This window comes from Bradyrhizobium sp. Leo114 (assembly GCF_055229415.2).
Window position 1 is genome coordinate 1 of record NZ_JBUYEN020000052.1, and the last position, 26423, is coordinate 26423.

At 63.6% G+C, this 26423-nt stretch carries 20 protein-coding genes and 1 pseudogene; 2 read left to right on the plus strand and 19 right to left on the minus strand.

From position 1 onward, the window contains the following. Nucleotides 1-664 precede the first annotated feature (664 nt). From ACZIRK_RS37540 to htpX, 3 genes are all read right to left on the minus strand, one after another. Nucleotides 665-1360: a hypothetical protein gene (locus ACZIRK_RS37540; protein WP_130224925.1), complete on the minus strand. Its 696-nt coding sequence runs from the start codon at nucleotides 1358-1360 to the stop codon at nucleotides 665-667. A 191-nt stretch (nucleotides 1361-1551) separates the two neighbouring features. Continuing rightward, nucleotides 1552-1752: a DUF2905 domain-containing protein gene (locus tag ACZIRK_RS37545; protein WP_130224927.1), complete on the minus strand. Its 201-nt coding sequence runs from the start codon at nucleotides 1750-1752 to the stop codon at nucleotides 1552-1554. A 95-nt stretch (nucleotides 1753-1847) separates the two neighbouring features. Continuing rightward, entirely contained in the window at nucleotides 1848-2780 is a 933-nt protein-coding gene (htpX, locus tag ACZIRK_RS37550) for a zinc metalloprotease HtpX (protein WP_474419231.1), read from the minus strand. 330 nt (nucleotides 2781-3110) lie between these two features. On the opposite strand from htpX, the gene ACZIRK_RS37555 reads away from it, so the two are divergent. Both ACZIRK_RS37555 and ACZIRK_RS37560 read left to right on the plus strand, forming a co-directional pair. Beyond that, entirely contained in the window at nucleotides 3111-4427 is a 1317-nt protein-coding gene (locus tag ACZIRK_RS37555; protein ID WP_130224931.1) for a lytic murein transglycosylase, read from the plus strand. Between the two features lie 160 nt (nucleotides 4428-4587). After that, complete coding sequence (locus tag ACZIRK_RS37560; RefSeq protein WP_130224933.1) at nucleotides 4588-5691, plus strand: alkene reductase; 1104 nt, start codon at nucleotides 4588-4590, stop codon at nucleotides 5689-5691. Between the two features lie 386 nt (nucleotides 5692-6077). On the opposite strand, the gene ACZIRK_RS37565 is transcribed toward ACZIRK_RS37560, so the two are convergent. From ACZIRK_RS37565 to ACZIRK_RS37640, 16 genes and pseudogenes are all read right to left on the minus strand, one after another. Further along, on the minus strand, nucleotides 6078-7820 hold the full coding sequence (locus tag ACZIRK_RS37565) for an ABC transporter substrate-binding protein (protein ID WP_207230984.1): 1743 nt from the start codon (nucleotides 7818-7820) through the stop codon (nucleotides 6078-6080). Between the two features lie 123 nt (nucleotides 7821-7943). Continuing rightward, nucleotides 7944-8273, minus strand: coding sequence for a DUF2160 domain-containing protein (locus ACZIRK_RS37570; RefSeq protein WP_130224937.1), 330 nt, complete (start codon nucleotides 8271-8273; stop codon nucleotides 7944-7946). Nucleotides 8274-8283: 10 nt separating this feature from the next. Continuing rightward, nucleotides 8284-9090 (minus strand): carbohydrate ABC transporter permease, encoded by an 807-nt coding sequence (locus tag ACZIRK_RS37575; RefSeq protein ID WP_130224939.1) that lies wholly within the window; start codon nucleotides 9088-9090, stop codon nucleotides 8284-8286. Then, nucleotides 9090-9992, minus strand: a complete 903-nt coding sequence (locus ACZIRK_RS37580) for a carbohydrate ABC transporter permease (protein WP_208821636.1) — start codon at nucleotides 9990-9992, stop codon at nucleotides 9090-9092. The genes ACZIRK_RS37575 and ACZIRK_RS37580 overlap by 1 nt, the downstream gene beginning before the upstream one ends. After that, a pseudogene (locus tag ACZIRK_RS37585) lies at nucleotides 9992-11066 on the minus strand (ABC transporter ATP-binding protein). The gene ACZIRK_RS37580 and the pseudogene ACZIRK_RS37585 overlap by 1 nt, the downstream one beginning before the upstream one ends. A gap of 12 nt (nucleotides 11067-11078) precedes the next feature. Then, a complete protein-coding gene (locus ACZIRK_RS37590; protein ID WP_130224943.1) occupies nucleotides 11079-12158 on the minus strand; it encodes an ABC transporter ATP-binding protein in 1080 nt (359 codons plus the stop codon). Beyond that, on the minus strand, nucleotides 12155-13699 hold the full coding sequence (glpD, locus tag ACZIRK_RS37595) for a glycerol-3-phosphate dehydrogenase (RefSeq protein ID WP_130224944.1): 1545 nt from the start codon (nucleotides 13697-13699) through the stop codon (nucleotides 12155-12157). Before glpD ends, ACZIRK_RS37590 begins: the two co-directional genes overlap by 4 nt. A gap of 381 nt (nucleotides 13700-14080) precedes the next feature. Next, complete coding sequence (locus ACZIRK_RS37600; protein WP_130224998.1) at nucleotides 14081-14911, minus strand: DeoR/GlpR family DNA-binding transcription regulator; 831 nt, start codon at nucleotides 14909-14911, stop codon at nucleotides 14081-14083. Between the two features lie 241 nt (nucleotides 14912-15152). Next, entirely contained in the window at nucleotides 15153-15344 is a 192-nt protein-coding gene (locus ACZIRK_RS37605) for a hypothetical protein (protein WP_130224945.1), read from the minus strand. Nucleotides 15345-15667: 323 nt separating this feature from the next. Continuing rightward, entirely contained in the window at nucleotides 15668-16021 is a 354-nt protein-coding gene (locus ACZIRK_RS37610; protein WP_207230986.1) for an acyl-CoA thioesterase, read from the minus strand. Between the two features lie 65 nt (nucleotides 16022-16086). After that, nucleotides 16087-18177 (minus strand): 3-hydroxyacyl-CoA dehydrogenase NAD-binding domain-containing protein, encoded by a 2091-nt coding sequence (locus ACZIRK_RS37615; protein ID WP_165435119.1) that lies wholly within the window; start codon nucleotides 18175-18177, stop codon nucleotides 16087-16089. A gap of 2 nt (nucleotides 18178-18179) precedes the next feature. After that, on the minus strand, nucleotides 18180-19463 hold the full coding sequence (locus ACZIRK_RS37620; protein WP_130224948.1) for an acetyl-CoA C-acetyltransferase: 1284 nt from the start codon (nucleotides 19461-19463) through the stop codon (nucleotides 18180-18182). Next, on the minus strand, nucleotides 19463-21730 hold the full coding sequence (locus ACZIRK_RS37625; protein WP_130224949.1) for an acyl-CoA dehydrogenase: 2268 nt from the start codon (nucleotides 21728-21730) through the stop codon (nucleotides 19463-19465). Before ACZIRK_RS37625 ends, ACZIRK_RS37620 begins: the two co-directional genes overlap by 1 nt. A 252-nt stretch (nucleotides 21731-21982) precedes the next feature. Further along, nucleotides 21983-22606, minus strand: a complete 624-nt coding sequence (locus tag ACZIRK_RS37630) for a flavin reductase family protein (protein ID WP_130224950.1) — start codon at nucleotides 22604-22606, stop codon at nucleotides 21983-21985. A gap of 31 nt (nucleotides 22607-22637) precedes the next feature. Next, nucleotides 22638-23240 carry a TetR/AcrR family transcriptional regulator gene (locus ACZIRK_RS37635; RefSeq protein WP_130224951.1) on the minus strand — a complete coding sequence of 201 codons (603 nt, stop codon included), beginning with the start codon at nucleotides 23238-23240 and terminating at the stop codon, nucleotides 22638-22640. Nucleotides 23241-23273: 33 nt separating this feature from the next. Further along, nucleotides 23274-26414, minus strand: a complete 3141-nt coding sequence (locus tag ACZIRK_RS37640; RefSeq protein WP_130224952.1) for an efflux RND transporter permease subunit — start codon at nucleotides 26412-26414, stop codon at nucleotides 23274-23276. Between the last annotated feature and the right edge of the window lie 9 nt (nucleotides 26415-26423).

A 26423-nucleotide genomic window follows, 5' to 3' on the forward strand; every position in this document is an offset into this window, starting at 1 on the left:
CACCTCCATCGACATACGACCGCTCTCCACAAGACCGCCTCCCGCCAGGGAATCAGTCTTCGCCGATCTTCGCAACAAAGATGTGTGCATTAGATAGCCGGTCACCGGGCTCTTTTGCCACCGTCACCCTTAAGGGATGTTTCCATCCCCCAGGACTTAGCGCCAGCGTCGGGGCGCCAGGACCACACGACTTCGCCGTCCGCTGATGTCACGCTCGTCAGTCGCAACACCCGCGTCCACCGCATCCCACCGCAACGTTCGTGACGATCGCGACCCGCCCCTCATTCGCGTGAGACGCGCGGAGTTAAATCACTGATTTGCCCGACGGCGAAAGCGGAATGTTTTTTGTGCGAGGGATGGACAGACTTTCGACTGATTTGCCCGACGGGTCGTTATGTCGCACCGAAAGCAGCCACATCGTCATTGCGAGCAGAGCGAAGCAATCCATAGCGCCACAAGCGGAGGCATGGATTGCTTCGCTCTGCTCGCAATGACGGGGGGCCGTCATTCCGGGGCGATGCGAAGCATCGAGCTATGATGTGCAATTGCACATCAGAGAATCCATTTCTTCACATGCGCTCGCGGCTCGATTGATTCCGGGCTCGCGCTGCGCGCGCCCCGGAATGACGACGGAGATTGTCGCAGCAGGGCGCCGCGTCGCCCCTCACCCGGCCGGCTCATCCGGATCGAGTGCAGCCTCGAAGCGCGTCGATGCATCGCTTGCTTCGCCGGCCGCACCAAACACCGCAGCGGCGGTGATGTCCTTGGCGAGATGGGTGCATTCGAGCCAGACCAGATTGAGCATCAAGGGCGGCAGTTCGCGCGCCTGCTGCATGTTCCTGCAGCGGGCCTCGGCGCCTTCCATGCCCCACCATTGCTGGGCGACCGTCACGACTTTGCGGAAGTTGCGCAAGGTGCCCGACGACTTCGCGCGATCGACCTTGGCGAGCTGCGCGCAATGGTTCAGCCAGTTCAGCCCGGCGACGATCGCAATCGCGACATCGTCGACCGCGCGTCCGGTGAAATCGATCACCGTGTCCTCGTGCGGCTGCTGGCGCAGGAAGCCGTCGATCGTCTCGGCCTGGCGCGATGGCTCCGTCAGCAGCGCGGAGTCGCGTCCCGGAATCATGGTCAGATAGCGCATCCCTTCCAGCCGCGTGTGGCGCCAGATTTCGCGCGGGCTGGCGCTCGCATCATTCGATTTGCGCTTACAGGCGGGATAGACGAGATCGCCGTGATCGGCCTTTTCGAGATATGTCGCGACCACCTTGTCCAGCGCCCGCAACAACGCATCCGCGCCGGCCCTGGCGTCCAGGACCTCTTCTGACGGCACCTCTCTGCCCCAACCAAACAAGGCCATGCTTGTTTCCAGCGTGATCCTCTGCTTTTACGAGTGTAGCACCAGCGCGGCCGATTGCACTGCGCCAATCCGCCGTATTTTCGGCAGAAACGGGGCCGCGGGCGGCAGGATCCAAGGGAACCTTCGCTCTAGATTCTTGTTTTGACGCGTTTTCTTAACGCGAACCGGTGTCCACTTCGCTCGAAAACGCTCTAGCGATTGACGAGCCAGATGATCACGCTCAGCACGACGCTGAGCAATAGCGACGTCATCAGTGGAAAATAGAACGAATAGTTTGATCCCTCGACATGGATGTCACCAGGCAACCGGCCGAGCCCAAGCTTGCCGATCACCGGCCACAGCAGCCCGGCGGCGAGGAGCAGGAGTCCGAGGATGATCAGCGCGCGCTGCATCCGGCACCTCCAATTCGTAGGGCGGGTTACGTCTTGCGCCGGCGCGCTACGCGATGGCAGGTTACGCTTCGCTAACCTGCCCTACAAATTCTCGACTAGCCCCACGGTCCACGCGAGGTGGATGCGCCGCCCCATGGGCTGCGGGAAGGATAGCGCGCGCCGGCGGTAGGTGCAGCACCGCCGCCGAGCTCGGCGGCGAGCTGCTGCAGCGCCGCGACGCGGTTCTCGGTCGACGGGTGGGTGGAGAAGAGATTGTCGACGCCATGGCCCGACAACGGATTGATGATGAACATATGCGCGGTCGCCGGATTGCGCTCGGCCTCGAAGTTCGGCACCTGGTGCGCGGCATTCTCGATCTTCATCAGCGCGGAAGCGAGCCACATCGGCTGGCCGACTATACGCGCGCCGAGATTGTCGGCGGCATATTCCCGGGTGCGGCTGATCGCCGTCTGCACCAGCATGGCTCCCAGCGGCCCCAGGATCATCAGCGCGATCGAGCCGACGACGCCTGGACCGCTGTTGCTGTTGCGGTGGCCGCCGAAGAACATGCCGAACTGCGCCAGCATCGAGATCGCGCCGGCGATGGTGGCGGTGATCGTCATCAAGAGCGTGTCGTGGTTCTTGATATGCGCAAGCTCATGCGCGATCACGCCGGCGAGCTCCTCGCGGCTGAGCTGCTGCATGATGCCAGCGGAGACGGCAACCGCGGCATTCTGCGGATTGCGGCCGGTGGCAAACGCGTTGGGTTGCGCCTCGTCCATCACGAACACGCGCGGCATCGGCAGGCCGGCACGGCTCGCGAGCTCGGCGACGAGGCCGACGAGTTCGGGCGCGGTGCGCGCATCGACCTCATGAGCGCCGTACATCCTGAGCACCATGCGGTCGGAATTCCAGTAGGTGAACAGGTTTGTCGCGGCCGCAACCACCAGCGCGATCATCGCACCGCTGGCGCCGCCGATGAGATAGCCGATCCCCATGAACAGGGCGGTGAGGCCGGCCAGCAGAAGGGCTGTCTTGAAATAATTCATCGCCGTTTCCCCTGCGTCGTTGCGGAAAAACCACTGTTGCAGGCGCAGCTTAGGTAGGGATTTTCCCATAGGTACCGCAAGGGGCGCAAGGTGCGTCGGGGCGACGCGGGAGGTATCTCCCCCGCGTCGTCCCGGCGAACGCCGGGACCCAACCACAGGATTTTGTAATGTGCTTCGCCGCAACCGCTTGCTCGCGCCACAACAACTTCCTGTGGCTATGGGTCCCGGGTCAAGCCCGGGACGACGGTGGAGTGAGGGATAGCCCGCGCGCGAAGCTTCACGTAAAATCAGCGCTCTCTTTCGAATCCACCCCTCCTGCGGCGAGTTCTGATGTTCAAGACCCGATTTGCGATCGCGGCCGTCACGATGATTGCGGCATCTGCGGCCTCCGCGCAGCAGTTGTTGCCGGCACCCACACGTCAGCCTCCGACGGCTGCGCGGCCTGCCACAGTGCCCTCCTCGCGCGCGGCGGCTTGCCATAATGGCCAGAGCTTCGAGCGCTTCCTTGCCGATCTCAAGCAGCGCGCGGTGTCCGAAGGGGTGTCGCAGCAGGCGATCGCGGAAGCCTCGCCCTACCTCGTCTACAACCAAGGCATCGTCAACCGCGACCGCGGGCAGCGCGTGTTCGGCCAGATCTTCACCGAGTTTGCAGGGCGAATGGCCGCGCCCTATCGGATGCAGCAGGGACAGCAGCGCATCAAGACCTATGCGGCGGCGTTCGCGCGCGCCGAGAAGGAATACGGCGTGCCGCCGGCGGTGATCGCCGCGTTCTGGGGATTGGAGAGCGACTTCGGCGCCAACATGGGCAATCTGCCGACGCTGCCCTCGCTGGTGTCGCTTGCCTATGATTGCCGGCGCTCGGAGATGTTCCAGAACGAGACCATCGCGGCCTTGAAGATCATCGACCGCGGCGACCTTTCGGCCGATGAGATGGTCGGCTCCTGGGCCGGCGAGCTCGGGCAGACGCAATTCCTGCCGACGCACTATTTCAACTATGCCGTCGACTATGACGGTGACGGCCATCGCAACCTCTTGAGCAGCGGGCCCGACGTGATCGGCTCGACCGCCAACTACATCGCCAACGGATTGAAGTGGCGGCGCGGCGAGCCGTGGCTGCAGGAAGTGCGCGTGACCGCATCCGGCTTTCCGTGGGACCAGGCCGATCTCACGACCAAGCTGCCCCGCTCGAAATGGGCTCAACTGGGAATAGCCTATCCTGATGGAAGGCCGCTGCCGAATGATGACATGCCGGCATCGCTGCTGTTGCCGATGGGACGAATGGGACCGGCGTTCCTGGCCTATGCAAATTTCGCCGCCTACACCGAATGGAATAATTCGCTGATCTATTCGACCACCGCCGGCTATCTTGCGTCCCGCATCGCAGGCAGCCCGCCGATGCTGCGGCCTTCGGGACCCGTGGCCCAATTGCCGTTCAATGAGATGAAGGAATTGCAGCAGCTCCTGGTGCGCGCCGGCTTCAATGTCGGCAAGGTCGACGGCGTGCTCGGACAGGCGAGCCGCAGCGCCGTGAAGGCGATGCAGATCAAATATGGATTGCCGGCGGATTCCTGGCCATCAGCGGAACTGCTGGCACGGATGCGCGGGCGGACCCAGCCGACCGAAGCGGCGATGCCGTCCGTTCGCTAGGACGGAAGTCCGCTTCGGGAAATGACGCCTCTGTGACAGACTTGTTCAAGAGGTCGTTCTTGCTGCTCACATCCGGATTTGGAACAAATTCTACTGGGGCATTGCGTCCATCGCCGCAATGCACAACTCTTGCCTATCGTTCATTTCTGGAAACCTTCGCATGAGCCAATCCTCCAAACTGTTCGAGCCCTTCAAGCTTGGTCCGCTGACGCTGCCCAATCGGGCGGTGATGGCGCCGTTGACGCGCAACCGCGCGGCACCGTCGAGCTTCGTTCCGAGCCCGCTTGCGGTCGACTATTACGCGCAGCGCGCCTCCGCCGGCCTTCTAATCACCGAGGCGAGCCAGGTCTCGCAGCAGGGCCAGGGCTACCAGGACACGCCCGGCATCTATTCGAAGGAACAGATTGCGGGATGGCGCAAGGTTACCGACGCCGTGCATGCGCGCGGCGGACGCATTGTCATCCAACTCTGGCATGTCGGCCGCATCTCCCACACCTTGTTGCAGCCGAACGGCGGCGCGCCGGTTGCGCCATCCGCGATCCGCGCCAAGACCAAGACCTTCGTGGGCGGCAGCTTTACCGACGTGTCCGAACCGCGGGCACTCGAGTTTTCCGAAATACCTGGAATCATCGAAGACTTCCGGCGCGGCGCAGCGAACGCGATCGAAGCCGGTTTTGACGGCGTCGAGATCCACGGCGCCAACGGTTATCTGCTCGACCAGTTCGCCAAGGATGGCACCAACAAGCGCACCGATGCCTATGGCGGATCGATCGAGAACCGCGCGCGCCTGATGCTGGAAGTCTCCAAGGCGGTTGCCGCGGAAGTTGGCGCCGAGCGCACCGGCATCCGCATCTCGCCGGTGACGCCGGCCAATGACGTCTCGGACTCCAACCCGCAGCCGCTGTTCGATCACATCGTCGACGGACTCAATGCGCTGAAGCTGGTCTATATCCACGTCATCGAAGGCGCGACCGGCGGGCCGCGAGATGTCGCACCGTTCGACTATGCGTCGCTGCGCAAGCGCTTCAAGCAGGCATATGTGGCCAACAACGGCTATGATTTCGCGCTGGCGAACAAGGTGCTGGAATCCGGTGCCGCCGACCTGATCGCGTTCGGCAAGCTGTTCATCTCCAATCCCGACCTGGTCGAGCGCCTGAAGAGTGGCGCAGCGCTGAACGAATGGGACAAGGCCACGTTCTACGGCGGCGGCGCGAAGGGATACACGGACTATCCGACGCTGGAGGCCGCGGAAGCGGCGCAGTAGCCGCGAACACCGCCGTCATTGCGAGGAGCGAAGCGACGAAGCAATCCATACTTCCGCAAGCGGAGAGATGGATTGCTTCGCTTCGCTCGCAATGACGGGAGAAAAGGACGACATCTCTCTCCCACCATCATTCCGGGGCGGCCCGCAGGGCCGAGCCCGGAATCCATTTCACGGCATCCTCTGCAGCACGATGGATTCTCTGATGTGCACTTGCACATCATAGCTCGCGCTTCGCGCGCCCCGGAATGACGAAAGGCCGGGATTGCTCCCGGCCTTTTGTCTCTCTCCGTCATGCCCGGGCTTGTCCCGGGCATCCACGTCTTCCCACACGCGCGGCGACGCGTGGATGGCCGGGACAAGCCCGGCCATGACGGCGTTGCAAGAGATCACTTCGCCTCGGCGCGCTTCGGCGGAGTGGCGGGCCACGACTTGATCAGGGTGTCGTAGTCGACCGTCTCGCCCTTCGGCTTCTCGTTGGCGAGCTTGCGCTGGGGCGCGATGGTGCCATCTTTCTCGGCCTTGGCGAACCAGTATTCCGGCTTCTCCTTCTTGTTCAGCTTCGGGCCGCAGGCGCCCTGCACGCCTGATTTCTCGAGCCGCTCCATCACCGAATCCTGGGCCGCGGCGAGCGCGTCCATCGCCTGTTGCGGCGTCTTCGCACCCGACGACGCATCGCCGATGTTCTGCCACCAGAGCTGGGCGAGCTTCGGATAGTCAGGCACGTTGTTGCCGGTCGGGGTCCACTGCACGCGCGCGGGCGAGCGGTAGAACTCGATCAAGCCGCCGAGCTGGGGCGCGCGCTCGGTGAACGACTTGTCCCAGATATCGGACTCGCGGATGAAGGTGAGACCGACATGGCTCTTCTTCAACGACACCGTCTTGGAGACGATGAACTGCAGATAGAGCCAGGCTGCCTTGCGGCGGTCCGCCGGCGTCGACTTCAACAGCGTCAGCGAGCCGGCGTCCTGATAGCCGAGCTTCATGCCTTCCTTCCAGTACGCGCCGTGCGGCGACGGGGCCATGCGCCATTTCGGCGTGCCGTCTGCGTTCATGACGGGAATGCCTGGTTTCACCATGTCGGCGGTGAACGCGGTGTACCAGAAGATCTGCTGGGCGATGTTGCCCTGCGCCGGCACCGGGCCCGATTCGGAGAAGGTCATGCCCTGCGCCTGCGGCGGGGCGTACTTCTTGAGCCACTCGAGATATTTGGTGATCGAGTAGACGGCGGCCGGACCATTGGTGTCGCCGCCGCGCTCGACCGACGAACCAACGGGGCGGCAGCCTTCCATGCGGATGCCCCACTCGTCGACCGGCAGACCGTTCGGGATGCCCCTGTCGCCATTGCCCGCCATCGACAGCCAGGCGTCGGTGAAGCGCCAGCCGAGCGAGGGGTCCTTCTTGCCATAGTCCATATGGCCGTAGACCTTGACGCCGTTGATCTCCTTGATGTCGTTGGTGAAGAACTCGGCGATATCTTCATACGCCGACCAGTTCACGGGCACGCCGAGCTCGTAGCCATACTTGGCCTTGAACTTGGCCTTGTAGTCGGGGTTGGTGAACCAGTCGTAGCGGAACCAATAGACGTTGGCGAACTGCTGGTCGGGCAACTGATAGAGCTTGCCGTCCGGCGCCGTCGTGAACGACTTGCCGATGAAGTCGTTGACGTCGAGATAGGGATCGGTGACGTCCTTGCCCTCGCCGGTCATGTAGTCCGACAGCACGATGGTCTGGCCGTAGCGGAAATGCGTGCCGATCAGGTCGCTATCATTGATCCAGCCGTCATAGACGTTCTTGCCGGACTGCATCTGGGTCTGCAGCTTCTCGACCACGTCGCCTTCCTGGATGGTGTCGTGCTTGAGCTTGATGCCCGTGATCTCGCTGAATGCCTTGGCGAGCGTCTTCGCCTCATATTCATGCGTCGTAATGGTTTCCGAGACGATGTTGATTTCCATGCCCTTGAAGGGCTCGGCCGCCTTCGCGAACCACTGCAGCTCCTTCATCTGGTCGTCCTTCGAGATCGTCGAAGGCTGGAATTCGCTGTCGATCCATTTCTGGTTGACGGCGTCGTCGGCGCGCGCCGGTGCGGCAACGCCCGCGGCAGCCACAAGCAGCGCGGCGGCGCTGGTCATCGCGAGCCAACGGCTCCTGGTCAGGTTCCTTCCTCTCAAGTGTCGCATGGCGGTTCCTCCGGTTATGGCGACAAATTAAAATCCAGGTCCGGGTTGATCCCGGATCTGCTCTTCTTCACTTCCTCAGACGGTGCGGAAAATCACAACGGCCGTGGCAAGCGAAATCAGTGTGGCGAGCCACAGGCTCGAAACCTCGACGCCCTCCTCCCCAATGGGCAGCGTGTAGATGGAGTCGGCGCCGACGAGCCCGATCCAGACGAGATGGATGACAGCGGCGAGCACCAGCGAGATGAAGAGACGATCGCCGCGCGTGGTCGGAATCCTGAGCACGCCGACGCGCTCGGCTTCGGGATAGGCGACCGCGAGCCAGGTCATCAGCGCCAGCGTCATGCCGAGCAGCGCAAAGAAGATCGCCGTCGGCAGCGTCCAGGCCATCCATGCGATACTTTCCATCGGGCGCCTCCTACACGCGGCCGAGCGCGAAGCCGCGCGCGATATAGTTGCGGACGAACCAAATCACGAGCGCGCCCGGGATGATGGTGAGCGCGCCGGCGGCCGCCAAGAGGCCCCAATCCATGCCGGCAGCGGAAACCGTGCGCGTCATCACCGCGGAGATCGGCTTGGCATAGACAGAGGTGAGCGTGCGCGCGAGCAGCAGCTCGACCCAGGAGAACATGAAGCAGAAGAAGGCGGCCACGCCGATGCCGCTTGCGATCAAGGGCACCAGGATCTTGATGAAGAAGCGCGGAAAGGAATAGCCGTCGAGGAACGCGGTCTCGTCGATCTCGCGCGGCACGCTGGAGACGAAGCCTTCGAGGATCCAGACCGCGAGCGGAACGTTGAAGATGCAATGCGCCAGCGCCACCGCCCAGGGCGTATCGAACAGGCCGATCGCCGAATAGAGATTGAAGAACGGCAGCGCAAAGACCGCGGCCGGCGCCATGCGGTTCGACAGCAGCCAGAAGAACAGGTGCTTGTCGCCGAGGAAGCGATAGCGCGAGAACGCGTAAGCCGCGGGCAGCGCCACCGAGATCGAGATCACGGTGTTGATGATCACATATTTCAGCGAGTTGATGTAGCCGGAATACCAGCTTTCGTCGGTGAAGATGCGCATGTAGTTCTCGATCGTCGGCTGGTGCGGCCACAGCGTCATGGTCGAGACGATCTCGCCGTTGGTCTTGAAGCTCATGTTGATGAGCCAGTAGATCGGCAACAACAGGAAGATCAGGAACAGCGAGATGATGAGGCGGCGCCCGGGAATCGTGCCCATCACACAGCTCCCTCTTTTTGCGGGCGCTCGGCGCCGGCATTGGTCATGACGGTGTAGAATACCCAGCAGACGATCAGGATGATGAGGTTGTAGACCAGCGACAGCGCGGCGGCCTTGCCGAGATCGAACTGGCCGAGCGCGATCTTGACCAGCTCGATCGAGATGAAGGTGGTCGAATTGCCCGGCCCGCCGCCGGTGACGACGAACGGCTCGGTATAGATCATGAAACTGTCCATGAAGCGGAGCAGCACCGCGATCAGGAGCACGCGGTTCATCTTCGGCAACTGGATCGCGCGGAACACCGCCCAGCGCGATGCGCCGTCGATCTGGGCGGCCTGGTAATACGCATCGGGAATCGACTTCAGGCCGGCGTAGCAGAGCAGCGCCACCAGGCTGGTCCAGTGCCAGACGTCCATCACGATCACGGTCGCCCAGGCGTCGAACTCGTTGGAGACGTAGTTGTAAGGGATACCCAGGCTGTTCAGCGTGTAGCCGAGCAGGCCGATGTCGGGACGGCCGAAGATCTGCCAGATGGTGCCGACCACGTTAAACGGGATCAGCAGCGGCAGCGCCAGGATCACGAGGCAGACCGCGACGGTCCAGCCCTCGCGCGGCATCGACAGCGCGACCACGATGCCAAGCGGGATCTCGATCGCGAGGATGATCGCTGAGAAGATCAGGTTGCGCCACAGCGAGGCGAAGAAGCGCTCGCCGAGGTCGGTCGTGGGATCGAGCAATTCCTTGAACCAGCCGACGCCGTTCCAGAAGAACTGGTTGTTGCCGAACGTGTCCTGCATCGAATAGTTCACCACCGTCATCAGCGGGATGATCGCGGAGAACGCCACCACCAGGAACACCGGCAGCACCAGGAACCAGGCTTTCTGGTTGACCGTCTTGTCCATCACGCAACCCCCTCGACCAGGCGGCTGTCGGCATAGACGTGCACATGCGCGGGATCGAACACGAGCCCGGCCATGTTGTCGGGCACCGAAAATCCCGGCGGCACACGTGCCGCGAATTTGGAATCGCCGACGCGCACCCGCGCAAAGCGGATCGTCGATCCGCTCGATCGTCGCCGCGAGCAGGCCGGAGGCGGGCGGCGCGATGTCGACGAATTCCGGCCGCACCCCGATCTCGATTTTCGCGTCCGCGGGCAGCACGCCGTAATTGCGGTGCAGGCCGATGGTGTGGCCATCGATCCGCGCTTCGCGCCCATCGACGTGAGCCGGCACGATGTTCATGCCGGGCGAGCCGATGAAATAGCCGACAAAGGTGTGCGCGGGCTTATCGAACAGTTCGGCCGGCGAGCCGCTCTGCACCACGCGGCCGTCATGCATGACGACGACGGTGTCAGCGAAGGTCAGTGCCTCCGTCTGGTCGTGGGTGACATAGATCATCGTGAGATCGAGCTCGCGGTGCAGCGCCTTCAATTTCGAACGCAACTGCCATTTCAATTCGGGGTCGATGACGGTCAGCGGCTCGTCGAATAGGATCGCGGCGACGTCGGATCGCACCAATCCGCGGCCGAGCGAGATCTTCTGCTTGGCATCGGCGGTGAGCCGCGTCGCCTTGCGGTTAAGGTAGGGCGCAAGGTCGAGCAGCTCCGCGATCCGCTTCACGCGCGCTGATATCTCCGCCTTCGGCACGCCGCGGTTCTTCAGCGGAAAAGCCAGATTCTCGCCGACCGTCATGGTGTCGTAGATGACCGGGAACTGGAACACCTGCGCGATGTTGCGCTTCTGCGTCGACAGCGGCGTGATGTCCTTGCCGTCGAACAGGATCTGTCCGCGCGACGGCGTCACGATGCCTGAAATGAGATTCAGCAGCGTGGTCTTGCCGCAGCCGGAGGGGCCGAGCAGCGCATAGGCGCCGCCCTGCCGCCAGGTCATCGTCACCGGCTTCAGCGCGAAGGATTCCGGCGGCGCGTCATTGCCGCTGTAGGAGTGCGCGAGATCGACGAGGTCAATGCGGGCCATGCGCCATCTCCCTCAATTCCGGCCAGGGGCTGCGACCAGGCGGTCGGCCAAGTCGAACACGAAGATATCGTCCGGATTGAGCGCCGCGTTGAGCGCCTGCCCGGGCTCATATTCATGTACGCCGTGCAGCACCGCGACCCAGTTGGCGGAGCCGTGCTGCAGGTGGACAAAGCTCTCGGAGCCGGTGATCTCGGTCACCGTGACGGTCGCCCGGAAGGTATGGCGGCCGGTGGCGTGGCGGCCGACTTCGAGCTGGTGCGCACGGAAACCGACGCGATAGGCGCCATCGGCAAGGCCCAGATAGAGTCCGGCCGTTGGCGCCTGCATGCCGCCGGGATAGTGCACAGCGCCGTTCTTCTTTTCGATATTGACGATGTTGAGCGGCGGATCGGAATAGACTTGGGCGACGCGCAGCGTCTCGGGCTGCCGATACACCTTCCAGCTGGCGCCGGCCTGCAGCACGCGGCCTTGCCACATGCAGATGGTGTCGCCGCCGAGCAGCAGCGCTTCCGAAGGCTCGGTGGTGGCGTAGATGAAGATCGCGCCTGACGCCTCGAAGATGCGCGGCAGTTCGGTGCGCAATTCCTCGCGCAGCTTGTAATCGAGATTGGCGAGCGGCTCGTCAAGCAGCACGAGGTCGGCGCCCTTGACCAGTGCGCGTGCAATCGCAGTGCGCTGCTGCTGACCGCCGGACAATTGCAGCGGCGTGCGCTTCAGGAACGGTTCAAGCCGCAACAGCTTTGCGGCATCCGCCACGCGCTTGTCGATCTCCTCGCGCGGCCGCCCCTGCACACGCAAGGGCGAGGCGATGTTCTCATAGACCGAAAGCGAGGGATAATTGATGAACTGCTGATAGACCATCGCGACCGAGCGCCGGCGCACGTCGATGCCGGTGACATCCTTGCCGTCGACCAGCACGCGGCCGGTGGTCGGCTTGTCGAGGCCGGCGAGCAACCGCATGATCGAGGTCTTGCCCGATAGCGTCGGGCCGAGCAGCACGCTGAGCGTGCCGCGCTCGAGCGTCAGCGAGACATCGTGGATGGCCGGGATGCCGTCCACGGTGCGCGTGACGTGGTCGAGCGAGACACTCATGGCCGTCCTCCCGCTTCGCGTAGCGGACGTTCGCCGGACAGGCCATGAGCGGCGATCCATTCGTCGAGCGCCGATATCTCGGCGGCCGACATCCTCAAACCCAATTTGGAGCGGCGCCAGACGATGTCTTCGGCGGTCAACGCCCATTCGTTCGCCATCAGGTACCTGACTTCGCTTTCCGTCAAGGTGGCGCCGAAGGACTTTCCGAGATCGCCGATCGATTCCGCGCTGCCGAGTACTTTTGTCGCACGCGTGCCGTAGGCATGCGCGAGCCGGCTCGCATGCGCCGCCGACAGGAACGGATAGTCGCGCACCAGTTCCGCAGCGAGCGCGTCGACCGCGGAGACATCCATCTCGCCACCGGGCAGCGGCGCCTTGCCGGTCCAGCCCTCACTGGCTTTTGCACTGGGCAAGTAGGGCGCAAGCCGCTCCAGCGCTTCTTCGGCCAATCGCCGGTAGGTCGTGATCTTGCCGCCATAGATCGAGAGCAGCGGCACGCCGCCGGGCGTATCGAGCTCGAACACGTAGTCGCGCGTCGCGGCCTTTGCCTCGCTCGCGCCGTCATCATAGAGCGGGCGCACACCGGAATAGGTCCAGACCACATCCTCCGGCTTCACCGGCCTCGCCAGATACTCGCTGACGGAGGCGCAGAGATAGCTGATCTCCTCCTCCGTCGCCTTCACCTTGGCGGGGTCGCCGTCGTAGTCGCGGTCGGTGGTGCCGATCAGCGAGAACTCACCCTGGTAAGGAATCACGAAGACGATGCGGCCATCCGCGTTCTGGAAGATGTAAGCGCGGTCGTGGTCGTAAAGCTTCTTCACGACGATATGAGAGCCCTGCACAAGCCGCACTTTTGCGCGCGCGTTGACGCCGGCGCCCGAAGCAAGCACCTCCTCGACCCAGGGACCGCCGGCATTGACCAGCGCCCGCGCCCGCACCGTCCGCCGCGCGCCGCTGCCGTCGTCCTCGACCGTGACATTCCAGAGGCCGTCGGCCTGCCTGATCTCGACGGCACGGGTGCGCGTGCAAATCTCTGCCCCGCGATCGGCCGCATCGCGCGCGGTCAGCACGACCAGCCGCGCGTCGTCGACGAAGCAGTCCGAATACTCGAACCCTTTGACGTAGCGATTCTTGATCAGGGGCTTGCCGACCTCGTCGCGGGTGAGATCCACCGTCCGTGTCGGCGGCAGCAGGTGCCGGCCGCCGATGTGATCGTAAAGGAACAGCCCGAGCCGGAGCAGCCAGGCCGGGCGCAGGCCGGCGTGGTGCGGCAAAACGAAACGCAGGGGGCGGATGATGTGGGGCGCGATCTGCCAGAGAATCTCGCGCTCGATCAGGGCTTCGCGGACCAGGCGGAACTCGTAATATTCGAGGTAGCGCAGCCCGCCATGCACGAGCTTGGTCGACCAGGACGATGTCCCGCTCGCTAAGTCATTCATTTCGCAGAGGAACACGGAATTACCCCGGCCCACCGCGTCGCGCGCGATGCCGCAGCCGTTAATGCCGCCCCCAATGATTGCGAGGTCGAAAATCCGATCCAACAGACGCTTCCCCGGCCGCACGCGTTCGCTTTCGGCGATTTCGCTTTCGGATTTGATTAGATCACAAAGGAAAACGAAAGCAAACCGAAAATGGGGAACCGGGTCTACGACTTGGGGATGAAGGATAACGGGTTCTGCAGCGGGGCCTCATCCTTCGAGACGCGCGTTCCGCGCCCCTCAGGATGAGGGGCAGACGGCTGTGCCAGGGCCGTCATTGCGAGGAGCGATAGCGACGAAGCAATCCATGCCGCAGCAAGTGGCGGGATGGATTGCTTCGCTGCGCTCGCAATGACCGGGGAGAGAGCGGCGCGCTCGCATCTATCTCCTCAGCCTGAGGAGCCTGCGAAGCAGGCGTCTCGAAGGGCGAGGCCACCGGCGGTGCTAGACGCTTCGCAGTGTCACCGGTGCGGGCTCAGGCGCGGTGTCGTCGATATCGGCGGCCGGCTTATCCATCGCCACGACCACCTCGATGCCTCTGCTGTGGCAGATGTTGGCGAGTCCCGCCGGCAATTCGGTGTCGGTAATAAAAGTCTGGATCTGGCTGATATGGGCGATGCGGACCGGGGCGCTGCGGCGGAGTTTTGTTGAGTCCGCCACCAGCATCACGTTGCGGGCGTTGGCGATGATGGCCTGGGCGACCTGGACTTCGCGATAGTCGAAATCCAAAAGCGCACCCTCCTCGTCGATCGCCGACGCGCCGATGATCGCGTAGTCGACCTTGAACTGGCCGATCAGTTGCGTCGCGGTGGAGCCGACCACGGCGCCGTCGGCACGGCGCACGGTGCCGCCTGCCACCACTACCTCGATGCGGGGATGGCGATAGAGCAGCATCGCGACATTGAGGTTGTTGGTGATGACGAGCAGACCCTCATGCGAGGTCAGCGCGCTCGCGACCTCCTCCGTCGTGGTGCCGATGTTGATGAAGAGCGAGCAGCCGTTCGGAATGCGCGCCGCAGCCGCTGTCCCGATCGCCTTCTTCTCCTCGGCGGCGACGAAGCGCCGCGCCTCATAGGCAAGATTTTCCACGCCGGACGCGATGATCGCGCCGCCATGGATGCGCGTCAGCGAACGGCGGTCGCAGAGATCGTTGAGGTCCTTGCGGATGGTCTGCGCGGAGACTTCGAAACGTTTTGCCAAGTCCTCCACCATCACGCGGCCAAAGGCGCGCGCGAGGTTGAGGATTTCGGTCTGGCGATGGGTCAATACGGGCACGGCGGCACCTTGCGGCATCGAAAGCCGCATGCTGCGGCGGTTTGGCGCCAAGGTCAACGCAGGAGACGTCGCCGATTAAGGCGTCATTGTCTCCAGGCGTCGTCCCGGCCTTGAGCCGGGACCCATAACCACAGGCCTATGTAGTGTGCTCCGCTGCAACTACTTGCTCATGCCACACACACACGATTGTGGTTATGGGTCCCTGCTTTCGCAAGGGAAGACGGAGAGACCGTCCTGGAATCTATGATGCCAGCTTCAACTCGCCGTCGGCGAGGCGGCGGGCGGCGCGTTCGGCTTCGCGGGCGTTGCGGAAGACCTGGCCTTCGAGCCGGTTGAACTGATGACTGGCTGCGAAGAAGCGATAGCCACGCTCATCGCGTACGACGATTCCGGCCGGATTGGAGCCGACTTCGATTATGTAGGTATCAGACATTCCCAGTCCCGATTGAAGTGCGGGCCAATAACGGGAAGAGAGCCTGATTGTTCCTCAGGCCTCGCCGCCGTGTCATGCGAAAACCGATGCTTGGCGCCACGAAATGACCGCACTTGCTCGGCCCTCCGAGCACCGAATCACCTGCTTTCGCGAGAGGTGGGATACGAGCGGCTGATAACAATCATGTGTAAGCGATGAGACGTCCAGATCACAATCCGATTTGAGATCGGATCGTGATCTTATCTTTGTTTGAGCATGATCTCCGCGCAAACGCTCCGCGTTTGTCGCAGGGAAAACCGGCTGCCACTTTTCCGGACCATGCTCTACGTCGCAAGCGTCGCGCCATCGCGCTGGATCGGCTGCGGATTGCCGTGGTCGTCAATCGAGACGTAGGTAAAATTGCCGTCGGTCACCAGGATCGATTGCCGCTCTTTCCGTCGCAGCACCCAGGCTTCGAGATGGACGGCGATCGAGGTGCGACCGATCCGCACAAGGTTGGCGTGCACCGAGACGAGATCGCCGACATAGACGGCTTTACGAAAATTCATCGCCTCGATCGCGACCGTCACGGTGCGCGATCGCGCGACCTTCGAGGCGAACACGCCGCCACCGAGATCCATCTGGCTCAGCAGCCAGCCGCCGAAGATGTCGCCATTGGCGTTGGTATCCGCCGGCATCGCCAGCGTGCGGATGCAGAGATCGCCTTGCGGCTCGTTTTGTGCCAGCGGAACTTTGGTGTCAGTCACTTGAAACTCTCCCAGCCGGCGTCGGGCGCAAAACGGCCGCCGAATTTTTGCTCGAGTGCCTGCAAGGCAGACACCACATTCTCGACACCGCGCGTGCGGGCGTAGTTCAGCGGACCGCCGCGGAACGGCGCATAGCCGGTGCCGAAGATCATGGCGCCGTCGACCACGTCGGCATTCTCGACGATCCCCTCGCGCAGGCAGGCGACGCAGACGTTCGACATCGGCAGCACGAGACGATCGATCATTTCCTGTGTCGGTTCGGTGGCCAATGCCGGAGCTGTTTGCTCCCGCTTGCCGTCCTTCCAGACGTAAAAGCCCTTGCCGGTCTTGCGGCCGAGCTCGCCCTTGGCGACCTTCTCGCGCAGCCACGCCGGTGTCGGCGGCAAGAGGTCGCCGAATTTCGAGCGCAGCATGTCGCCGACATCGAGGCAGATGTCGAGGCCGACCTGGTCTGCAAGCTCGATCGGGCCCATCGGCATGCCGAACTTCTTTGCCGCCGCATCGATGACTGATTTGTCGACCTTCTCGTCCAGCAGCAGCATCGCTTCCAGCATGTAGGGCGTCAGCGCGCGGTTGACGAGGAAACCCGGCGAGCTCTTCACGGGCAGCGGCAGGCGGTCGATGGCGCCGACGAAAGCGAGCGCCTGCTTCAACAGCTCGGCGTCGGTGCCGTCATGGCTGACGACCTCGACGAGCTGCAATCGCGAGACCGGATTGAAAAAGTGCAGACCGAGCAAGCGCGCGGGCTTTTCCAGCGTCGCGCGCAGATCCTGCAGCGGGATGCTGGAGGTGTTGGTCGCAAGAATTGCGCCCGGTTTCATCTTCGGCTCGATGCCGGCATAGACCTTCTGCTTCAGCTCGAGCTTTTCCGGCACCGCCTCGATGATGAGATCGGCATTACGCACGCCCTCGCCGTCCATATCCGGGATCAGCCGATCATGCGCGTCGCGCACCTCCGTGCGCTTGCGGATGATCTTCCCATAGAGATCATTGGCGCGTTTGATCGCGCTTGCGATCGGCTCCGGCTTCATGTCCGACAGCGTGACGCGCAGATCCTGCCCTGCGCACCATGCCGCGATATCGCCCCCCATGGCACCGGCGCCGATGACGTGAACATGCGCGATCCTGTTGCCGCCTCCTGCGAGCTTCTTCATCTGCTCGCGCAGGAAGAAGACGCGGATCAGGCTCTGCGCTATCGGCGTCACCATCAATTCGGCGAAGGAACGCTTCTCGGCCGCAAGCATCGCCTGCTTTTCGCTGCCGTATTTTTCCCATAGGTCGATCAGCGCGTAGGGCGCGGGATAATGCGCCTGCGGCGCGGCCTTGGCGGCCTCGCTGCGCATGCGGGAGGCGAGAAAGCCGCGCACCGGGCCGAAATTCAAGAGCGTGTTGACCGGCCCGGGCCTGGCGCGCTTCATGCGGCCGAACACGGCGTCCTTCACCGCGTTCCTGACATGACGCTCCTGCGTTACCGCATCGACCAGGCCGAGCGATTTGGCGCGGCGCGCATCGATGGTCTTGCCCGTCAGCATCAGGCTCATCGCCTGCATCGGGTTGACGAGCTGCGTGAAGCGCGCAGTGCCACCTAAGCCGGGGTGCAGGCCGAGCATCACCTCGGGAAAGCCGAACCGCGCGCCATCGATGGCAATCCGCGACTGGCAGGCCAGCGCGACTTCTAAGCCGCCGCCGAGGCAGAAGCCGTGGATCACGGCGACCGTCGGCACGCGCAGCGCTTCGAGCCGGTCGATCACCGCATGCGCTCGGCCGATCTCGGCTTGGACCAGACGCGCATCGCTGGCGCCCCGGAATTCGTTGACATCGGCGCCGGCGATGAAGCCGCTTGTCTTCGCCGAGCGGATGACGAGGCCGGTCGGCCGCTGGCTTTCGAGCGCGGCCAGCACCGCATCGAATTCCTTGAGCACTTCGGCGTTCAGCGTGTTGGCGCTGGCGCCTTCATGGTCGAACAGGAGCCAGGCGATCCCGTCGCCATCGCGCGTCAGCTTGAAATGCTTGTAGGGACCGGCTTCCGGCGCGGGCCCGAGTTCGAGCACGCGGCCGGCAAGGACGTTCATGATCTGCGAATCCATGATCACACCGTCTCTATCAGCATGGCGCCGCCCTGCCCGCCGCCGATGCATTCGGTGGCGATGCCGCGCCGCGTGCCGAGCCGCTTCATGGCGTTGACGAGATGCAGCACGATGCGGTTGCCGCTGGTGCCGACGGGATGGCCAAGGCTGATCGCGCCGCCATCGACGTTGAGCTTCGCACGATCAATTTCGCCCGCCGCGCCGTCGAGACCGAGGATCTCGCGACAGAATTTTTCATCGTTCCAGGCCGCAAGGCAGCCGAGCACCTGCGTCGCAAAGGCCTCGTTCAACTCCCAGGTCTCGACGTCCTGCAAGCTCAAGTCATTGCGCTTCAAGAGCGCGGTCACCGAGAGCACGGGTCCGAGCCCCATGATGCTAGGATCGAGCGCGGCCCACTGGCTGTCGAGGATGACGGCCTTAGGCTTCAGCCCGTGCTTGGCCACCGCCTCCTCGGAAGCGAGGATCACCCAGGAAGCGCCGTCGGTGATCTGCGAGGAATTGCCCGCGGTGACCTGGCCCCATGGGCGCTCGAACACCGGCTTGAGTTTTGCCAAGGTCTCCGGCGTCGAGTCCGGGCGGACGCCGTCGTCGTGATCGTAGAACCTGCCGTCGCGCGAGAACGAGGTCTCGACTTCGCCCTTCAGCCAGCCTTCGGCTTGCGCTTTCGCCAGACGGCGGTGACTCTCTGCGGCGTAGGCATCCGATTGTGCGCGGGTGATGCCGAAGAGATGGCCGACGACCTCGGCTGTTTGCCCCATGTTGAGCTCGGTGATGGGATCGGTCAGCCCGCGCTCCAGGCCGATGATCGGCTTGAAATAGCCGGGGCGGAGCTTGAAGAAGGCGGCGATCTTCGCACCCATGCCCTTGGCGCCGGCGAGGCCAGCGAACCAGCGCACGCCGGCGTTCGACCAGACCAGAGGCGCGTGGCTAAGCGCCTCGGCGCCGCCGGCGAGGATGAGATCGGCTGTGCCTTCGCGGATATAGCGATAACCGGTGTCGATCGACTGCATGCCGGAGCCGCAATTGATCTGCACGGTGAAGGCGACCATCTTCTCGCCCATGCCGAGCCGGAGCGCGGCGACACGCGCCGGGTTCATCTCGTCGGCAATGACATTGACGCAGCCGAGGATCACCTGATCGAAGGCATCGGGCGCGAACGGCTGCCGCGCCAATAGCGGCCGGCCGCATTGCACGGCAAGGTCAACAGGCGTGAACGGTCCTGGACCGGAGCGCGCCTTCAGGAACGGCGTGCGGCTGCCGTCGACGATAAAGACCGGTCGCGCCATCAGCTCGCAGCCCTCTGCTCTCCCAATTCCTGGAAGAACTGATGCACGTCGGCACCCTTCCTGTAAATCGGCGACAGCGCCTCGGGCGCGAAATCGTCGACCTCGATCACCGCGGCGACCGCCGCGCGGGCGGCTATGAGCTTGTCGGCATCGGATTGGGTGATGACGCCCTTCCTCACCGCTTCGTGTGGATCGCGCAGGCGCGCGGCGCGCATGTGCCTGGCGATATCCTCGGTCGCGGTGAACAGGCGGAAGGCCTTCTCCAGCCGCGCCACACCGCCGTCGTCTTCGACGAAGGCCAGATCGGGCGTGATGCGATCGCGCGCGGCCGACGGCTCCAGCACCAGCGCGGCGCATTGATGCACGACGCGGTCGGAAGGCCCGAGCACGCGCGCCCCGAACGGCTGGATCAAGAGCTTCAGGAAGCCTGCAATGAAGCGGTTCGGCAGGTTGGCGAGGATCTCCGCAAAACGGTTCTCGATGGTCTTGAAGCCGCTCGCCATGCACCATTCGAGCGCGGCGAAATCTTCCTTCTGTCGGCCTTCATCCTGCCAGCGCTTGAGCGCGGCGGAGAGCAGATAGAGCTCGGAGAGGATGTCGCCGAAACGGGCCGAGAGCATCTCCTTGCGCTTGAGCGCGCCGCCGAGCGTGAGCAGCGCCATGTCGGCGCAAATCGCAAAGGCCGAAGAGTAGCGCGAGAGCTGGCGGTAGAATTTCGTGGCGTCGCCCGCATCGGGAGCCGGTGCGAACAGGCCGAAGGTCCAGCTTCGCCCCATCGCGCGGAACATGGTCTTGAAGGTATGGCCGATATGCTTCCATAGCGCCTTGTCGAAGGCGTCCAGGCCCTTGGCACGGTCGGCTTCGCCAAGCGCGGCCATCTCCTCGAGCAGATAAGGATGGGCGCGGATCGCGCCCTGGCCGAACACGATCAGATTGCGGGTGAGGATATTGGCGCCTTCCACGGTGATGCCGACCGGCACCGCGCGATGCAGATTGCCGAGATAGTTTTGCGGGCCGTCGATCACGGCCTTGCCGCCATGGATGTCCATGGCGTCGTCGATCGCGATCCGCATCCGCTCGGTGGCGTGCAGTTTCATGATGCCGGAGATGACAGCGGGATGATGGCCCGCGTTCAGCGCGGCGCAGGTCAATCGCCGCGCGGCGTCGAGCAGATAGGCGGTACCGACGATGCGGGCGAGCGGCTCCTCGACGCCTTCGAACTTGGAGATTGAGATGCCGAACTGTTCGCGGATGCGGGCATAGGCGCCGGTGGTGCGCGCGGCATAGGCGGCGCCGGCCGCCGACAATGACGGCAGCGAGATGCCGCGGCCGGCGGCGAGCGCCGTCATCAGCATCTTCCAGCCTTGTCCAAGGCGCTCCTTGCCGCCGATGATGTAGTCGAGCGGGATGAAAACGTCGTGGCCCCGGTTCGGGCCGTTCTGGAACACCTGCATCGCCGGCAGATGGCGGTGGCCGATCGTAACGCCGGGCAGATGGGTCGGGATCAGCGCGACCGTGATGCCGAGCTCTTCCTGGTCACTGAGGAGATGATCGGGATCGTAAGCCTTGAAGGCGAGGCCGAGCAACGTGGCGACCGGTCCGAGCGTGATGTAGCGCTTGTGCCAGTTGAGGCGCAGGCCGATCACCTCAACGCCCTCGAAATTGCCTTTGCAGATGATGCCGGTGTCGACCATCGAGGCCGCATCCGATCCTGCTTCCGGGCTGGTGAGGCCGAAGCACGGGATGTCGTGGCCCGAGGCCAGACGCGGCAGCCATTTCTCCTGCTGCTCTTTGGTGCCAAAGCGCATCAGCAGCTCGCCGGGGCCGAGCGAGTTCGGCACCATCACGGTGACGGCGGCGGTCAGCGAGCGCGAGGAGAGTTTTCGCACCACCTCGGAATGCGCATAAGGCGAGAAGCCGAGGCCGCCGAATTCCTTCGGGATGATCATGCCGAAAAATTTTTCGCGCTTGATGAAGTCCCAGACCTCGCGCGGCAGGTCGCGCCACTCCCAGAAGATCTTCCATTCGTCGAGCATCCTGCAGAGCTCGTTGACGGGGCCGCTCAAGAAGGCCTTTTCCTCGTCCGTGAGTTCGGCTTGGGGATAGGCGAGCAGCTTCGACCAATCGGGATTGCCACTAAAGAGGTCGGCATCCCACCAGACATCGCCGGCTTCCAGCGCCTCGCGCTCGGTGTCCGACATGGTCGGCATCACGCCGCGGGCGAACCCAAAGATCGGCTTGGTGACGAAGTCGCGACGGAAACTCATGGCGGTATCCTCATGATCGGCGGCGCGTTCCAGCATATTTTAGCGGAAAGTGGCCGACAGAAGTGAACACTTCGCTGGCAAATTGGCGCGAATTGACGCGGTCGATATAACGACCGAAGCGCGGTGCCAGTTCCCGGGATGAGCTTCGTAGCCCGGATGGAGCGCAGCGCAATCCGGGGTTATCTCGCAAACGGATTCGATTATCCCGGGTTGCGCTGCGCTTCACCCGGACTACGCATCTACGCGTCCCACCTAATCCGGGCGGACCATCTCGAACATGGCCTCAGGCCGGATCTCGAAATAGTCGCCGCGGCGGCCGGCGCGGACGATGGGGCGCGCGGCGGCGGTCTGGTAGACGCCGTCCTTGATCATGGCCTTGTCGATGTGGACGGCGACGACTTCGCCGAGCGTGAGCCAGGCCTGCGCCTTCTCGCCATTGGCGCCCTCAAGCTGGACGATCTGGGTCAGCTTGCACTCGAAGGACACGGGACTCTCCGCCACCCGCGGCACGTTGACGATCTTGCTGGGCGCCGCTGTCAAGCCGGCGATCGTGAACTCGCTGACATCACGGGCGACGTGGGCGGCGGTCTCGTTCATCTGCTTCGCCAGATCCATGGTGGCGAGATTCCAGACGAACTCCTTCGTCTCCTGGATGTTGGCAACGCTGTCCTTCCAGGACGTCGAGGAAAAGCCGATGATCGGCGGGACGTAGCAGAAGCCGTTGAAGAAGCTGTAGGGCGCGAGATTGACGTGGCCCTTGGTGTCGCGCGAGGAGATCCAGCCGATCGGGCGCGGGGCGATGATGGCGTTGAAGGGATCGTGCTTGAGGCCGTGGCCGTTCTTCGGCTCGTAATAATGCAGGTCTTTCGCGGTCACGCTGGGCTCTCTCTGTTGTCTGTAGCCCAGCTTACTTACCACGCGGCGAGAGACCCGCGATCACAAAATCGATCATCTGGTCGATGGTCGGGCCCGGCTTGGTGGCGCATTGGGCGATCATCTGCGGGTGGAAGAAGCGTATCATCGCGGTGCAGGCGCACAGCGAGGCGAGCTGCACGTCCGGAGCCTCGAACTCGCCGGAAGCCGCTCCCTGCCCGATCACCAGGCCGATGGTGGAGGCGATCATTTCCATATGGGCCACGCAGACGCCCCAGTCCTCCTGCATCGCGATTTCGACCATCTCGTGCAGCTTGGAGTCGCCAACATAGCGCTCGGTGTTCATGCGGTTGACGGTCTTCATCAGGTCGCGCAGGCGTGTAGCCGCCGGCCCCTGTGCCTGCGCGATCCGCTGCGCCTCGATTTCGACCTCGCCCATCAGCGTCCGCGCCACGCCCTCGTGAATCGCCTTCTTCGAATCGAAGAAGCGATACACGTTGGCAGGGCTCATCCGGAGCTCCTTGGCGATGTCGGCGACGGTGGTCTTCTGATAGCCGATCTGACGGAACAGCCGTTCGGCCACCACGAGAATCCGCTCCCGAGTGTCACTCTCGATATGTTCCGAAACCAGCGTCATCTGTGAGGACTCAATTATGTGTTCACTGTTCAACTATTCAGCGGCTTCAGCAAGCGGAATTGCCGGGCGTGCATTGCCGTCATGCTGCGCCGCCGAAGCGGCTTCCTCGCCCGCGCCGCTCTCCTCCAGGCTCTTGCGGAACCATAGGGCATAAAGGCCCGGCAGGTACAAGAGCGTCAGGAAGGTCGCGACGAACAGGCCGCCCATGATGGTGATCGCCATCGGGCCCCAGAACGCCGACCGCGACAGCGGGATCATCGCCAGGATCGCGGCCAGTGCGGTCAACACCACCGGGCGGGCGCGGCGGACCGTGGCCTCCACGATCGCCTCCTTGCGTGTCAGGCCGTGGGCAACATCGGTCTCGATCTGATCGACCAGGATCACGGTGTTGCGCATGATCATGCCGGCGAGCGCGATCAGGCCGAGCAGCGCCACGAAGCCGAACGGCTGGTTGGCGACGTTCAGGCCCAGCGAAGCGCCGACGATGCCGAGCGGCGCCGTCAGGAACACCAGGATCAGGCGCGAGAAGCTCTGGAGCTGGATCATCAGCAGCGTCAGCATCACCAGCACCATCATCGGGAAGAGCACGAAGATCGAGGCATTGCCCTTGGCCGATTCCTCGAACGCGCCGCCCGGCTCGATCCGGTAGGCCGGCTCGAGATGGTTCTGGATCTCCTTGAGCTTGGGCGAGATCTGGTTGGTGACATCGGGTGCCTGTACGCCGTCGACGACGTCGGAGCGCACGGTGATCGCCATGTCGCGGTTACGCCGCCACAGGATTGGCTCCTCATGAGCATATTCGATTTTGGCAATCTGCTGCAGCGGCACCGCGACACCATTGCGTGAGGTGATCGTGAGATCGCCGACGCGCCCCAGATCGAGCCGCTCGGACGGCACGGCACGGGCGACCACGCCGACCTTCTCGATGCCGTCGCGGATGGTCGTGACCGGCGCGCCCGAGATCAGCATCGACAGCGCCTGCGAGACCTCCTGCGGGGTCAGCCCGAGCGCGCGGGCACGGTCCTGGTCGACGACGAGCTTCAGGTAGGGCGACTGCTCGTTCCAGTCGAGCTGCACGTCCTTGACGTTCGGGTTCTGTCGCATGATGTCGCGCACCTGATAGGCGATATCGCGCACCTTCTGGGCGTCGGGACCGATCACGCGGAACTGAACGGGGAAGCCGACGGGCGGGCCGAAATTGAAGCGGTCGACGCGCACGCGCGCCTCGTTCAGCGCGCCATTGGCCGCCGCATTCTCGATCTTGGCCTTGATGCGCTCGCGCGCCTCGACGTCCTTGGACAGGATTACGATCTCGGCAAAGGCCTCGTTCGGCAGTTGCGGGTTGAGGCCGAGCCAGAAGCGCGGCGAGCCCTGGCCGACATAGGCAGTGTAGGTCGCAATATCCTTGTCGCCCTTCAACAGGTCCTCGGCCTTCTTGACGGCCTTCTCGGTCACGTTGAAGGCGGTGCCTTCCGGCAGGCGGAGCTGCAGGAACAATTCGGGGCGCTCGGAGAGCGGGAAGAACTGCTGCTGGACGTGGCCGAAGGCAACGATCGAGGCGACGAACACGCCGACCGTGGACGCCACCACCGTGATGCGGTGATTGACACACCACTGCACCACCGCGCGCAAACCGCGGTAAAGCCGGGTCTCGTAGATCGCGTGCGGATCGTGGTTATGATGCACCTTGATGTTGGGCAGCAGCTTCACGCCGATATAGGGCGTGAAGATCACCGCGACGAACCAGGACGCGACCAGCGCGATCGCAACGATCCAGAAGATGCCGCCGGCATATTCGCCAACCGCCGAATTGGCAAAACCGATCGGCAGGAAGCCGGCTGCGGTGACCAGCGTGCCCGTCAGCATCGGAAACGCCGTGGATTCCCAGGCGAACGATGCGGCGCGCATGCGGTCCCAGCCCTGCTCCATCTTCACCACCATCATTTCGACCGCGATGATGGCATCGTCGACCAAGAGGCCGAGCGCGATGATCAGCGCGCCCAAGGTGATGCGGTGCAGGTCGAGCGACATCGCGTTCATGACGATGAAGACGATCGCGAGCACCAAGGGCACCGACAGCGCCACCACGATGCCGGTGCGCCAGCCGAGCGCGAGGAAGGAGACGAACAGCACGATCGCGAGCGCTTCGACGAAGGAGTGCACGAACTCGCTGACCGCATGCTCGACCACCTTCGGCTGGTCAGCGATCTGCTCGACCTCGATGCCCTGCGGCACCGCCTTCATGAATTCGGCGGTCGCCTTCTCGACGTCCTTGCCGAGCTCGAGGATGTTGGCGCCCTTGGCGGTGACGATGCCGATGCCGATCGCGGGCTTGCCTTCCTGGCGCACGGTGAAGGTCGGCGGATCGACGAAGCCGTGGGTGACGGTTGCGATATCGCCCAACCGGAACACGCGGCCGTTGCTCTCGACCGGGGTCTCAGCCACCGCCTTGGCGCCGTCGAGCGCGCCGGTGACGCGCAGCGGCACGCGCTGCGAGGACGTCTCGACCGTGCCGGCCGGGGTGACATTGTTCTGCTTGGCGAGCGAGTCGAACAGCGCCTGCGGGGTGATGCCGAGCGTAGCGAGCTTGGCGTGGGAGAACTCGACATAGATGCGCTCGTCCTGGGTGCCGTAGAAGTCGACCTTGGTCACCCCCGGCACGCGCAGCAGCCGCTGGCGGAAGCCTTCGGCCGCCTTTTTCAACTGCGCGTAATCGGCGCCGTCGCCGGTCATCATATAGAGGATGGAATCGACGTCGGAGAACTCGTCATTGACGACGGGACCGAGGATTCCCTGCGGCAACTGGCCCTGCACGTCGACCAGCTTCTTGCGCAGGAGATAGAAGAGATAGGGCACGTCCTTCGGCGGCGTCGAATCGCGGAACGTCACCTGCATCGCCACAAAGGCCGGCTTGGAATAGGTCTGCACCTTCTCGAAATACGGCAGTTCCTGCAGCTTCTTCTCGATGGGATCGGCGACCTGGGTCTGCATCTCGTTCGCAGTGGCGCCCGGCCACATCACGGAGACGTTGACCACTTTCACCGTGAAGAACGGATCCTCGGCGCGGCCAAGCTTCTGATAGGAGAAGTAGCCGGCGGCGGCGAGCGCGATCATCAGGAACAGGATCAGGGTCGGATGGCTCACCGCCCAGCCCGACAGGTTGAAGCGCTTCATGTCACCCTC

What these genes read in the sequence shown, in the direction of transcription:
- ACZIRK_RS37540 (WP_130224925.1), bottom strand. Translation starts at nt 1,360, where the DNA reads ATGGCCTTGTTTGGTTGGGGCAGAGAGGTGCCGTCAGAAGAGGTCCTG.
- ACZIRK_RS37545 (WP_130224927.1), bottom strand. Translation starts at nt 1,752, where the DNA reads ATGCAGCGCGCGCTGATCATCCTCGGACTCCTGCTCCTCGCCGCCGGG.
- htpX (WP_474419231.1), bottom strand. Translation starts at nt 2,780, where the DNA reads ATGAATTATTTCAAGACAGCCCTTCTGCTGGCCGGCCTCACCGCCCTG.
- ACZIRK_RS37555 (WP_130224931.1), top strand. Translation starts at nt 3,111, where the DNA reads ATGTTCAAGACCCGATTTGCGATCGCGGCCGTCACGATGATTGCGGCA.
- ACZIRK_RS37560 (WP_130224933.1), top strand. Translation starts at nt 4,588, where the DNA reads ATGAGCCAATCCTCCAAACTGTTCGAGCCCTTCAAGCTTGGTCCGCTG.
- ACZIRK_RS37565 (WP_207230984.1), bottom strand. Translation starts at nt 7,820, where the DNA reads ATGACCAGCGCCGCCGCGCTGCTTGTGGCTGCCGCGGGCGTTGCCGCA.
- ACZIRK_RS37570 (WP_130224937.1), bottom strand. Translation starts at nt 8,273, where the DNA reads ATGGAAAGTATCGCATGGATGGCCTGGACGCTGCCGACGGCGATCTTC.
- ACZIRK_RS37575 (WP_130224939.1), bottom strand. Translation starts at nt 9,090, where the DNA reads ATGGGCACGATTCCCGGGCGCCGCCTCATCATCTCGCTGTTCCTGATC.
- ACZIRK_RS37580 (WP_208821636.1), bottom strand. Translation starts at nt 9,992, where the DNA reads ATGGACAAGACGGTCAACCAGAAAGCCTGGTTCCTGGTGCTGCCGGTG.
- ACZIRK_RS37590 (WP_130224943.1), bottom strand. Translation starts at nt 12,158, where the DNA reads ATGAGTGTCTCGCTCGACCACGTCACGCGCACCGTGGACGGCATCCCG.
- ACZIRK_RS37605 (WP_130224945.1), bottom strand. Translation starts at nt 15,344, where the DNA reads ATGTCTGATACCTACATAATCGAAGTCGGCTCCAATCCGGCCGGAATC.
- ACZIRK_RS37610 (WP_207230986.1), bottom strand. Translation starts at nt 16,021, where the DNA reads ATGCCGGCGGATACCAACGCCAATGGCGACATCTTCGGCGGCTGGCTG.
- ACZIRK_RS37615 (WP_165435119.1), bottom strand. Translation starts at nt 18,177, where the DNA reads ATGGATTCGCAGATCATGAACGTCCTTGCCGGCCGCGTGCTCGAACTC.
- ACZIRK_RS37620 (WP_130224948.1), bottom strand. Translation starts at nt 19,463, where the DNA reads ATGGCGCGACCGGTCTTTATCGTCGACGGCAGCCGCACGCCGTTCCTG.
- ACZIRK_RS37625 (WP_130224949.1), bottom strand. Translation starts at nt 21,730, where the DNA reads ATGAGTTTCCGTCGCGACTTCGTCACCAAGCCGATCTTTGGGTTCGCC.
- ACZIRK_RS37635 (WP_130224951.1), bottom strand. Translation starts at nt 23,240, where the DNA reads ATGACGCTGGTTTCGGAACATATCGAGAGTGACACTCGGGAGCGGATT.
- ACZIRK_RS37640 (WP_130224952.1), bottom strand. Translation starts at nt 26,414, where the DNA reads ATGAAGCGCTTCAACCTGTCGGGCTGGGCGGTGAGCCATCCGACCCTG.